Raw genomic sequence first — 12,012 nt, forward strand, 5'->3', positions numbered from 1 at the left:
TTAAAGTGAAATTTGAGCCTATCTTCTCCCCGTTACACTTAACAAAATTGCGTTATCCATGGTATTGTTGCGCAAATTTGTGTGCATTTTAATTATCCAGAGAATTATAGCGAGGATAAGCGTATTGCGTATTCGCAAACTGCCCCGATTATAAAGCTCATTAGAACAGGCAAATCGCACGTTTCAAAAATAGAATAAAGGAAGTTAGGTTTTCAATGACATTATCAACTGCTGACTTACGTAACAAGTTTATCGATTATTTTAAAAGCCATGGCCACCAAGCGGTGGCGAGCTCGTCACTGGTTCCGGCAGATGATCCCACACTTCTTTTTACCAACGCGGGCATGAACCAGTTTAAAGACTGTTTTTTAGGTGCGGAAAAACGCAGCTATACCCGTGCGGTATCGTCACAGCGCTGCGTTCGCGCAGGTGGTAAGCATAACGACCTTGAGAACGTAGGTTACACTGCGCGTCACCATACCTTTTTTGAAATGCTGGGTAATTTCAGCTTTGGCGATTATTTCAAAAAAGAAGCGATAGAGTTTGCATGGAATTTCCTTACCAAAGAAATTGGTTTGCCAAAAGAAAAGCTCTTAGTCACCGTTTATTCTGAAGATGACGAAGCGTTCGACATCTGGGAAAACCATATTGGTGTTCCAAAAGAAAAGATTATTCGCATTAGCACGTCAGATAACTTCTGGTCTATGGGCGATACCGGTCCATGTGGTCCTTGTTCTGAAATCTTTTACGATCACGGTGCGCACATTTGGGGAGGTCCTCCGGGAACACCAGAAGAAGACGGCGACCGCTTTATCGAAATTTGGAACCTGGTATTTATGCAGTTTAACAAACAAGCTGACGGTACCATGGAGCCACTCCCTAAGCCTTCAATCGATACCGGTATGGGCCTAGAGCGTATTTCCGCTATCTTGCAGAACGTGCACAGCAACTACGAGATCGACCTTTTCCAAAACTTGATCAAATCAGCAGCATCAATTGTTGGAAGCGAAGATTTAGAAAATAAATCGCTACGGGTTATCGCCGATCACATTCGTTCGTGCAGCTTCTTAATTTGCGATGGCGTTATGCCATCAAATGAAGGGCGCGGATACGTATTACGTCGCATTATTCGTCGCGCTGTTCGCCACGGCTATCAGCTTGGCGCAAACGATATCTTCTTCTATAAACTTGTGGCATCACTTGCCAAAGAAATGGGTGAAGCGTATCCAGAACTTGTAGACCAGCTACCGGTTATTGAAAAAGTACTACGTGTTGAAGAAGAGCAGTTTAGCAAAACGTTAGCCCGTGGTATGGCTATCCTAAACGATACATTAGAAACTCTAGAAGGCGACACAGTGCCGGGTGACGTAGTGTTCAAGCTTTACGACACCTATGGTTTCCCTACTGATTTAACCAATGATGTAGCACGAGAGCACGACCTTAAGATTGACGAAGAAGGTTTTGAAGCTGCTATGCAAGCACAGCGTGCCCGTGCACAGCAGGCTAGCAACTTTGGTGCAGACTACAATAGTAAACTCGCCATTGACCACACAACCTCATTTACTGGGTACACCGATGTAGAAGGCCAGGCGAATGTGGTTGAACTTATTGCCGACAATGCGTTTGTTGAGAAGCTTGAAGACGGTCAAGAAGGCGTTGTGGTATTAGACAGCACACCGTTCTACGCTGAAAGTGGTGGTCAGGCTGGAGATAAAGGTGTGCTTCGCGTGGCAAACGGTGAATTCATCGTTACCGACACCCAAAAAATGGGTAATGCGTTTGCACACAAAGGTATTGCTAAAGGTTCGGTATCTAAAGGTGATACGGCAACCGCAGCGATTGATGCAGCAAATCGTGAAGCCATTAAAAAGAACCACAGCGCAACGCATTTACTTCATGCAGCACTGCGTGAAATTTTAGGTGAGCACGTAACTCAGAAAGGTTCATTGGTTGAAGCGCCGCGCATGCGTTTTGACTTCTCGCATTTTGAGGCAGTAACGGCTGAGCAACTTGCTGAGATTGAAAGACGAGTTAACCAAGAAATACGTGCAAACCACACGTTAGCAACTGAACTAATGGATTTGGATGAAGCCAAAGCATCAGGCGCAATGGCGTTATTTGGTGAAAAGTACGACGAAAAAGTTCGCGTGGTAACCATGGGGCCATTCTCTGTTGAGCTATGTGGTGGTACTCACGTTACACGTACTGGTGATATTGGCTTGTTTAAAATTACCAGTGAAGCGGGTATTGCATCGGGCGTTCGACGTATCGAAGCAGTTACTGGCGAGCATGCACTTGAAGTCGTGCAAACCCAACAAGCGACACTGTCTTCATTGTCTGCGTTATTGAAAACAGACAGCCAAAATGTACTTGATCGCGTAGTTTCTCTACAAAATCAGACTAAAGAACTAGAAAAAGCACTCAATTCTGCGAAACAAAAACTGGCGAGTCAGCAAGGTGCTGATATGCTTAGTAATGCAGTAGAGATAAATGGCGTTAAAGTTCTTATTGCGAATTTGGAAGGTGTTGAAGCGAAGTCATTGCGTTCAATGATGGATGACATTAAAAACCGAATTGGTGAAGGGATCGTAGTATTAGGTGTGGCTAATGACGCGAAAGTGAATCTTATTGCTGGCGTTACTAAAAACCTCACTAGTAAAGTTAAAGCGGGCGAGCTAGTTAACTTTGTCGCATCACAAGTAGGTGGCAAAGGGGGCGGTCGTCCAGATATGGCACAGGCAGGCGGTGACCAGCCTGAAAACTTGGGCCAGGCGCTAGATTCGGTTAACGCTTGGTTACAAGATAAGCTATAATTATTTTTGTGTATAACAGTGAGTTTTTGAAGTGACGCAGAAACATGGAATCACTGTCGCTTCCATCGGGTCGTGCCGATGGGTTGGCAAATCTTAATGGATGATGTTCAGTATTAAGGAACAGGAGCAAGCGAATGCTTATTTTGACTCGTCGAGTTGGTGAAACGCTTATGGTTGGTGACGATGTAACCGTTACCGTACTAGGTGTAAAAGGGAATCAGGTACGTATCGGTGTGAATGCACCAAAAGAAGTTTCTGTGCACCGTGAAGAGATATACATGCGCATTCAAGCAGAAAAAGGCGGTCAGCCAGGCTCTGCAGAATAATTGCATTATACGCTTCATTGGAAAAGGTCAGCTTACGCTGGCCTTTTTTGTTTTAAGTGAGTAAATCTTATCGGGCTTTAGCGCAAGTCTATTGTTTCTGTTCTATTTCGCCAGAAATGACGTTGTGATGTCTCGCGCTAACGACCAAGTTAAGTCTCTGGGTCGTGCACAGCTTTTTTCTAGCACAATGCCTTCTGGGTGGACGATTTTTAAATAGAGACATTTACCGCTTTATCTGAGATTTTGGAGCGTTTTTAAATAACTTAAGTAAGTAATACGAATCAGCGTACTTGGTTATGAACAAATAAATTCAAAACTTTTTGATATTATTTTTGAAAAATTGACTAAATTATTAAGGCGGGTCAGTTAAAACTGCAATGAAGCTGCGCATATTCAAATGCAAATTAACGAGCATCGTTAAATAAAATTCGGTTTAATTGCTTGTATTGCGAACAAATTACTGGTTTTTTGCTCGAATCGTTTAAAATGGCAGCGGGTGAACAATTTCTTTATAAAAAAGGTTTGACTCAGGCCAATGAATCCGTAAAATGCACCCCGCAGTCAAGGAGAGGTGGGTGAGTGGCTGAAACCAGTTCCCTGCTAAGGAACCATACGCATATACGCGTATCGAGGGTTCGAATCCCTCCCTCTCCGCCATTATTCGTTGGCAGTGACGGCCAACAACAAGTTTTGCGCGTGTGTAGCTCAGCTGGATAGAGTACCTGGCTACGAACCAGGCGGTCGGAGGTTCGAATCCTTCCACACGCGCCACTTATTTTAAAGCGTCACCTTTTGATGTAAAATTCAAAAGTACACAAGTTTACGCGTGTGTAGCTCAGCTGGATAGAGTACCTGGCTACGAACCAGGCGGTCGGAGGTTCGAATCCTTCCACACGCGCCACATTGAAAAACCCACCTTTTTAGGTGGGTTTTTTCATTTCTACTCCTTTTATTTTTGTTCTCTCCACTTTCGTCTAAGCGCGCTGTTCAAAATTTAAGCTAAACTTAATGTGTCTAACAGCAGTAAAGCGCGAGGTACGCTATGGCACATCCATCTACTACTTTTCGATTTTTAGCAGAACCTACCGACGTAAACTTTGGCGGTAACGTTCACGGTGGCATTGTAATGAAATGGATTGACCAAGCAGCCTATGCCTGTGCCGCGCAGTGGTCCAAATGTTACTGCGTCACGGTGTCTGCCAATGGCATACGTTTCATAAAACCTATAAAAGTAGGCCAGCTAGTTGAGATAACCGCATCGTTGGTACACACTGGTGCGTCAAGTATGCATATCTATGTTGTGGTTAAATCGGGCGACGCCACGGAAAACACTAAGTCTGTCGCAAATCGCTGTTTTATAACTTTTATGGCGGTGGACTGTGAGGGAAGCCCAGTAAATGTGCCTGCTTACGTACCCGAGGATGAACGACATATGCAGCTAGAATTAGTGGCGATGCATGCGAAAGATTTCGCTAAACAGCTAGACAGTGACTTTACGGAAAATATAGGCTTTCATTAAGGCGTGAGTATAAATGAACGTAAACGTAGATTGCTGGCATCGGCAACGCTTATGCTAATTCCTAAAACATGCTTTTGTTGCAAATTTATTAGAGAATAATGCATTAAGTTTCATTTTGGCGGGTTTTATTCATTTTAAAGTGGTTTTTTATGCTGCTTTGTTGTGTTTTGAAAAACCACGTGATACTTATTCAGGTACAAAATAACAACAGGTTTGAATATGAATTCGGGATCCGTCGCTAGCCTGCTCTTTGAAGCAGCTTCTCTTATGCTTATAGGAATGGTATTTGTTTTCTCATTCTTAGGGCTTCTTATTGTGGGTATTCATCTCATTGCCCGATTTTGTGAAGCTTTTCCCGGTGAAACAGCAGAGCCTTCAGCTCATTTAAAAGGGCCTTCAGCTAATTTGAGTCGAAACAATCAAGCGGTACAACCAGGAATAGACGGAAACGTTATCGCAGCTATTTCTGCCGCAATTCATACCCATCGCCAAAATTCTAAAAAATAAAGCCTAATCAGGAGTTACCATGTCTAAGCCTCTGGCCCTTACCGAGCTGGTTCTGCGTGATGCCCACCAATCCCTTCTTGCTACGCGCATGCGTATTGAAGATATGCTTCCCATAGCGGAAAAACTAGATAAAGCTGGCTTTTGGTCAGTTGAATCTTGGGGTGGTGCTACATTTGATGCCTGTATTCGTTATTTAGGGGAAGACCCTTGGGAGCGCATCAGAAAGCTAAAAGCAGCCATGCCTAACACGAAACAGCAAATGCTGTTGCGTGGTCAAAACCTATTGGGTTACCGCCATTATGCTGACGATGTTGTCACTCGCTTTGTAGAGCGTGCTCACGAAAGTGGCGTAGATGTATTTAGAATTTTTGATGCCATGAATGACATTAGGAATTTGAAAACCGCAATAAAAGCGACTATAGACAGTGGCGCTCACGCGCAAGGGACAATTTCTTATACGGTAAGCCCTGTGCACAATCTTAAGCTTTGGCTCGAAATGGCGAAACAGCTTGAAGACCTAGGGGTTCATTCTATCTGCGTAAAAGATATGGCTGGGCTTTTAAAACCGTACGAGTGCGAGGCATTGATTACCGGATTAAAAGAAACGGTTGATGTACCTATTGCCATGCAGTGCCATGCCACAACAGGGTTGAGTACGGCGACGTATCAAAAAGCTATCGATGCCGGCATTGATATGCTGGACACGGCTATTTCTTCAATGAGCATGACTTATGGTCATAGCGCAACTGAGACCATGGTTTCTATCGTAGAAGGTACAGAGCGCGATACGGGTATTGCACTACCCGAACTAGAAGAAATTGCCAGTTACTTCAGGGAAGTAAGAAAGAAATACAGCAAGTTCGAAGGCAGTCTCAAAGGGGTAGATGCACGTATTCTTTTGGCTCAAGTACCGGGCGGAATGCTAACCAACATGGAAAGTCAGCTTAAAGAGCAGGGCGCTGAAGATAAATTCGAAGAAGTGTTAAAAGAAATTCCACGGGTAAGGGAAGATCTTGGGTTCATTCCTCTTGTTACGCCAACCTCACAAATCGTGGGCACGCAGTCAGTGCTTAACGTACTCACCGGCGAGCGTTACAAAAGCATTACAAAAGAAACCGCAGGCGTTCTTAAAGGTGAATATGGCGCTACCGCAGCACCAGTAAACAAGGAGTTGCAGGCGCGTGTGCTTGATGGCGCAGAGCCCGTGACATGTCGCCCTGCTGACAATATTGCACCAGAGCTGGATACACTGAGTAAAGAGCTTGATGAACTGGCTGAGAAAAAGCAACTATCGCTGTCAGACGATAAAATTGATGATGTTTTGACTTATGCCTTATTCCCGCAGATAGGCCTAAAGTTTATCGAAAACCGCGGCAACCCTGATGCGTTTGAACCTGCACCTAGCGCGCAAGAGTCGCAAAGCTCGAGTGCGCCTAAGCCTGCTGAAGCCAAGTCAAGCTCACAAGGGGCTACCGCGAGTGAAACTTACGACGTAAACGTAGATGGAAGAGTGTATCGCGTAGAAGTGGCACCTTCAGGTACGCTGACGAGCGTTACACCTGCTAGTGGCTCTCAGACGCAAGCACAGCCTCAAACCAACAGCGCTGCGCCATCAGACTCTAACTCTTCTCAGTCTATTGATGCACCGCTTGCAGGTAACGTATTTAAAGTCTTGGTGAGAAACGGCGACAGCGTGTCAGAAGGCGATGTGGTGATGATCTTAGAAGCCATGAAAATGGAGACAGAGATCCGCTCCGCATACACCGGTACGGTCACAGACATTACCGTAGGTGAGGGCGATGCCGTAACCAGTGGTCAACCGTTAATCTTATTGGGGTAGTACATGGATAAGTTAATGGTACTTTGGGATAGTACCGCGCTTGCGCACTTTGAAGCCGGCCAGCTTATAATGATGGCAGTGGGTTTCGGCTTGTTGTACTTGGCCATTGTTAAAAAGTTTGAGCCATTGCTTTTACTGCCCATTGGTTTTGGTGCATTGCTTACTAACATCCCTATTGCTGGTTTTTCAGAAGCGGGGGGGTTGCTGCACTACATATACAAAATCGGCATAGATACAGGGGTATTTCCTCTGCTCATCTTTATGGGGGTAGGCGCAATGACTGATTTCAGTGCGCTTATTGCTAACCCCAAAATGTTGTTACTTGGCGCAGCTGCGCAGTTCGGTATTTTTGCTACCTTGTTTGGCGCGATAGCGTTAAACCTTATACCTGGCTTTGAGTTTACGTTAAAGGACGCGAGCGCCATTGCTATCATAGGTGGCGCGGATGGGCCTACTGCCATTTTCCTCGCCTCACGGCTTGCGCCTGATTTGCTTGGTGCGATTGCTGTCGCTGCATACTCTTATATGGCGTTGGTACCTATTATCCAGCCACCTATCATGAAAGCGCTGACCACAAAAGAAGAGCGCGAGATAAAAATGGGTCAACTACGACCTGTGTCAAAGCGAGAGAAGATTATTTTCCCGCTTGCTGTGCTGTTTATGACTATCTTGTTTTTACCGGCCGCAACGCCGCTTGTCGGCATGTTCTGCTTCGGTAACTTAATGAAAGAGTGTGGCGTGGTAGACAGATTGAGCAAAACAGCCCAAAACGAGCTCATCAATACGGTCACCATTTTCCTTGGTTTAGCAGTAGGATCAAAGTTATCAGCTGAAGCATTCCTTACGGTCGAGACTTTAGGTATTTTGGGGCTTGGGGCTATCGCGTTTGGTATAGGCACTGCCGCAGGCGTACTCATGGCCAAGCTTATGAGTAAGCTGTCTGGTGGCAGTATAAATCCACTGATTGGTGCAGCTGGCGTCTCTGCTGTGCCGATGGCAGCCAGAGTGGTGAACAAAGTTGGGCTAGAAGCTAACCCTCATAACTTCTTACTTATGCATGCAATGGGGCCTAACGTGGCTGGCGTGCTAGGTAGTGCGGTTGCCGCAGGTATACTTTTGGCTCTGGTTGGCTAGAAAGCACGAATGCATTGCTGTACAAGGGGCAGTTTATCTGCCCTTTTTTTATTGCATGGCGTTTGTTCAAAAAAGGCTTTCTAGGGTTTTCTTTTTGTGACGAGTCGAGCGTGCCAGTTAGGTACGTAAGTGCGCTTCTCAAAGAAAACAACACCCAAACGATAAGCTCTTTATTCTCGAATTGTGTTTTGTGGTACCAGTGATTGGTAGGCGGTAACGAGTTTCTTAGTGCGCGTATGCTGCGGCCACCTAAAGATAGTTTCGGTCTTGCCTTCTTCTACAATTTCACCGCCTTCCATCACAATAATCCTGTCTGCAATGTGTCGTACAATACCCAAGTTGTGACTAATAAAGATAAACGCCAAGCCAAGTTCTTGCTGAAGCTTCAATATAAGATTCACCGTTTGCGAACGAATGGAAGGGTCTAACGCTGCAAAGGGTTCATCAGCCACTAACACTTTGGGCTTTAACACAATGGCTCTGGCTAGCGCTACGCGCTGCTGCTGTCCATCAGAAAGCATATGTCGATAAAAGTAATAGTGTTCGCGCAAGAGGCCTACCTTCACCAACATATCTTCTATAATTGGTTTGCGTTCTGCTTCGCTTAGACCTGTATTCAAACGCAATGGCTCATCCAAGATCTTTCCCACAGGAACCGATGGATTCATCGACTCGGAGCTATGCTGCAAGATCATACGAATGTCATGGGTACGTTTTTGCTGGCTATCTTTAGACTGGTATTTGGCTAAATATTTGTGCGTGTTAATTTCAATTTCACCTGCATCAGCAGGCAGTGCACCTACCAAGAGCTTAGCCAACAAGGATTTACCTGAGCGGTTTTCACCAATAATTGCAATGGTTTCACCGCGCTTTACGCTTAAGTTCACTGGACCAAGTTGAAAAACTTCAGGACGTTTTAGCCAACGTTTCCTTTCGTTATGAATAAACGTGAGATCTTTAACCTGCATGATATCCATTACAGCTTCTCCATATGTAGAGGGAAGTGACAGCTGTAATTGTGATCGTGAATTTTACGCACGGCTGGCGTTTGTACACAGGCGCGCTGTGCACGAGGGCAGCGCGGACCTAATCGGCAACCAATAGGCAAATGCTGTAGTGTGGGAATAGAGCCACCAAGCGTGGGTAGCAGCGATTTCGGTGGTAAATCTTTTCTGAAGCTCGGCGCGCTGTCTAGTAATGCTTTTGTGTAAGGGTGCAGAGGGCGCTTCTTAATGTGCTTCATTCTACCTGATTCTACAGTCTGCCCTGCATACAACACCGTCATAGAGTGAGACATACTTGCAATTGCCAGTAGGTCGTGACTAACAAACAAGATCGAGAGCGAGCGGGTCTGATTCAAACGCGTGAAGAGCTTCAGAATTTGTGTTTTTGTTGTAGGTTCCATTCCCCGAGTTGGATCATCGGCGATGAGCAATTTAGGCTGTGAAACCAAGGCCATCGCAATCATGAATTTTTGACCTATGTCAGCCGGTATTTGATGAGGAAAAGCGCTTAAATAATGCTTGTGGTACTTTATTCCTACTTTGTGAACGGTGCTTATTGCGATCTTTTTGCGGTGTTGTGCTCGTTGCCAGAACCAGCTCCCTTCAACAAATTCATCGGGAATGCTCTCTTCCAACTGCTCTCCAAGAGTTGCCGATGGGTCTAAACTTGCCTGTGGGTTTTGGAATACGACCGCTATTTCTCGGCGCATTACCTCACGACGCTGCTGCACAGACATACTCAGCAGGTTTTCACCATTCCAACTCATGCGGTCAGCCGTTAAATTCCATTGGCTAGGAAGGGCTCCGCAAATGGCGGACACGATCAAGCTTTTGCCTGAGCCTGACTCTCCTACCAGTGCGCGAATTTCCCCGCTGCTAACCGACAGGTTAACCTTGTCCAACGCTTTAATTGCGCCATCGCTGCTCTGCATTTCCAAGGTGAGGTTTTTAATATCAAGCATTGGCATATTAATGACTCACTCTTTTTCTAAGTGCTGAACGCAAACCGTCGCCCACAATATTGATAGATAGCACCATGAAGAATATTGCCATGCCGGGGACGGCAACGTTCCACGGTGCTAGATAAGCAACATCTAGCCCATCAGCTAGAATAACGCCAAGTTCAGGAAGCGGTGACTGTGCGCCTAAATTCAGAAAACCAAGTGCAGATATGTCGATAACGGCAATAGAAAGTGCAAGCGTGCCCTGTACAACCAGCATTTCGGTCATGTTGGGTAGTATAGAATGAACAAAAAGTTGCCATCTACTGGCACCGTCCAATTTAGACGCCACTATATATTCTTTTTTCATTTCGGCGCGCACAAAACTTCTTGTGTGGTGCACAAACTGTGGAATAAGTGCAAGGGTAATTGCCCACATGCTGTTAACCAGACCGGTACCCAATATTGCAACGATAATAATCGCAATAAGTAGCGTGGGAATGGCCATAAGTGCATCGAGTAAGTGGTTGACGATACTTGAGCGAACACCTCGCAGCATGCCAGCAAAGGTCCCAAGGCTAACGCCGACTAACATGGCAAGCACAACAGTAATGAATGCGGAGCCTAGTGTGATGCGACACCCATAAATTATGCGGGTAAATAGGTCTCTACCCAACGCATCAGTACCGAAAATGTGCGATATAGAGCCATTAGCTAACCAGCTAGGCGGTATTAACAGTCCGTCGATATTTTGTTCCACGGCATCATAGGGAGTGATGATTGGTGCGAACAGCGCGCAAACAACAAACAACGCCAGCATAATCAGGCCAAGCATGGCGATGTGGCTCGCTTTAAATGATGCCCAAGTCCGTTGCCACGGCGACGGATGGAATTCTTCGTCGTATAAACTAAACTGTGGCACGTTCGTATTTCTCTCTGCTTGGGTCAATCATTCGGTTAAACAAATCAACGAGAATCGTGAGTGTAATTACTACCGTGGATACTGCCATCATACCAATTCTAAGGGCAGGGTAATCTCGCTGATAAATAGCTTGAATCAGCCAATTACCGATCCCCGGCCAAGAAAACAAGGTTTCGACAATCATCGCGTTCGTTATTAATGTCGTAATTTGTATCGCCATTAGCGGTAAAATGGGCAGTAACGCGTTGCGCAGAATATGACGAAAGAATATCTGCCAACTTGAAAGGCCTCTAGATATTGCTGCAGCGATATAGGGGCGGTGTTTCACGTCTATAACAGAACGTCTTGTTATACGTATCATCGAAGCGGTGGCGATAGCGCCAATGGCAAACGTAGGTAATGCTAAGTGCGATAACGCATCCTTGAAGGCTAAGGTCTTGTTTTCTATGTCAGACAATAATATATCAATGAGAATAAAGCCTGACACGGGTTCGATGTTATAAAGCAAACTGATACGACCCGACAGCGGTGCAGCGTCTAGCTGCAAACTGAAAACCAATATAAGCAGGAGCGCAAACCAAAAAACAGGAAAAGAATAGGTTGTTATACTTGCACTATTTATTAGGTGATCCGACGTTGAATAGCTGCGAATCCCCGCATAATAACCAAGCGGTATTCCAATGAATAACGCCATCAACATGGCATAGGTTGCCAGTTCTATTGTGGCTGGCATCGCAATACCTACCTCTTCTCTTAACGGCAGGCCTGACGTAAAGCTGTATCCCCAGTCACCAGTGAGCAAGTTGCCTACATAATAGAAAAACTGGAAAATATAGGGCTGATCTAGTTTAAATTGCCGCTCCAATGCCGCGCGTTGAATTTCATTTTGCGGCACGAGTCCTGTTAGGTTTTCAAGTGTATCGCCTGGAAAAAGGTAGGCGAGTGAAAACGACATAATCGCTAACACCAAAAGCGTTAATATAAATAAAGTGCAGTATCTTACGAG

General features: G+C 45.4%; 10 protein-coding genes and 3 tRNA genes. 9 read left to right on the top strand and 4 right to left on the bottom strand.

The window, feature by feature from the left end; translation table 11 throughout:
• The first annotated feature begins 215 nt into the window (after positions 1-215).
• From alaS to MASE_RS05055, 9 genes are all read left to right on the top strand, one after another.
• The gene (alaS, locus tag MASE_RS05015; RefSeq protein WP_014948671.1) at positions 216-2,813 is read left to right on the top strand and encodes an alanine--tRNA ligase; all 2,598 of its coding nucleotides are present in this window, start codon (positions 216-218) and stop codon (positions 2,811-2,813) included.
• Positions 2,814-2,947: 134 nt separating this feature from the next.
• Positions 2,948-3,139: a carbon storage regulator CsrA gene (gene csrA / locus MASE_RS05020; RefSeq protein ID WP_012517705.1), complete on the top strand. Its 192-nt coding sequence runs from the start codon at positions 2,948-2,950 to the stop codon at positions 3,137-3,139.
• A 565-nt stretch (positions 3,140-3,704) separates the two neighbouring features.
• Positions 3,705-3,796: transfer RNA gene (locus MASE_RS05025), tRNA-Ser, on the top strand.
• A gap of 37 nt (positions 3,797-3,833) precedes the next feature.
• Positions 3,834-3,910 (top strand) — tRNA-Arg (locus MASE_RS05030).
• A 53-nt stretch (positions 3,911-3,963) separates the two neighbouring features.
• Positions 3,964-4,040: transfer RNA gene (locus tag MASE_RS05035), tRNA-Arg, on the top strand.
• Positions 4,041-4,181: 141 nt separating this feature from the next.
• Entirely contained in the window at positions 4,182-4,658 is a 477-nt protein-coding gene (locus MASE_RS05040) for an acyl-CoA thioesterase (RefSeq protein WP_014948672.1), read from the top strand.
• A gap of 219 nt (positions 4,659-4,877) precedes the next feature.
• Positions 4,878-5,165: an OadG family protein gene (locus tag MASE_RS05045; protein WP_041693403.1), complete on the top strand. Its 288-nt coding sequence runs from the start codon at positions 4,878-4,880 to the stop codon at positions 5,163-5,165.
• 19 nt (positions 5,166-5,184) lie between these two features.
• Positions 5,185-7,005 (top strand): sodium-extruding oxaloacetate decarboxylase subunit alpha, encoded by a 1,821-nt coding sequence (oadA, locus tag MASE_RS05050; RefSeq protein WP_014948674.1) that lies wholly within the window; start codon positions 5,185-5,187, stop codon positions 7,003-7,005.
• A 3-nt stretch (positions 7,006-7,008) separates the two neighbouring features.
• Entirely contained in the window at positions 7,009-8,139 is a 1,131-nt protein-coding gene (locus MASE_RS05055) for a sodium ion-translocating decarboxylase subunit beta (protein ID WP_014948675.1), read from the top strand.
• 170 nt (positions 8,140-8,309) lie between these two features.
• Here the strand turns inward: MASE_RS05055 and MASE_RS05060 are convergent, their stop codons facing one another.
• From MASE_RS05060 to MASE_RS05075, 4 genes are read right to left on the bottom strand one after another with little or no spacing between them, the layout of a single operon-like run.
• Positions 8,310-9,116: an ATP-binding cassette domain-containing protein gene (locus tag MASE_RS05060; protein ID WP_014948676.1), complete on the bottom strand. Its 807-nt coding sequence runs from the start codon at positions 9,114-9,116 to the stop codon at positions 8,310-8,312.
• On the bottom strand, positions 9,116-10,111 hold the full coding sequence (locus tag MASE_RS05065) for a peptide ABC transporter ATP-binding protein (protein ID WP_014948677.1): 996 nt from the start codon (positions 10,109-10,111) through the stop codon (positions 9,116-9,118). The genes MASE_RS05060 and MASE_RS05065 overlap by 1 nt, the downstream gene beginning before the upstream one ends.
• A gap of 1 nt (position 10,112) precedes the next feature.
• A complete protein-coding gene (locus MASE_RS05070; protein WP_014948678.1) occupies positions 10,113-11,006 on the bottom strand; it encodes an ABC transporter permease subunit in 894 nt (297 codons plus the stop codon).
• Positions 10,993-11,961, bottom strand: a complete 969-nt coding sequence (locus MASE_RS05075; RefSeq protein WP_014948679.1) for an ABC transporter permease — start codon at positions 11,959-11,961, stop codon at positions 10,993-10,995. The genes MASE_RS05070 and MASE_RS05075 overlap by 14 nt, the downstream gene beginning before the upstream one ends.
• Between the last annotated feature and the right edge of the window lie 51 nt (positions 11,962-12,012).

It is taken from the genome of Alteromonas macleodii ATCC 27126 (genome assembly GCF_000172635.2).
GTDB classification, from domain to species: Bacteria; Pseudomonadota; Gammaproteobacteria; order Enterobacterales; family Alteromonadaceae; genus Alteromonas; species Alteromonas macleodii.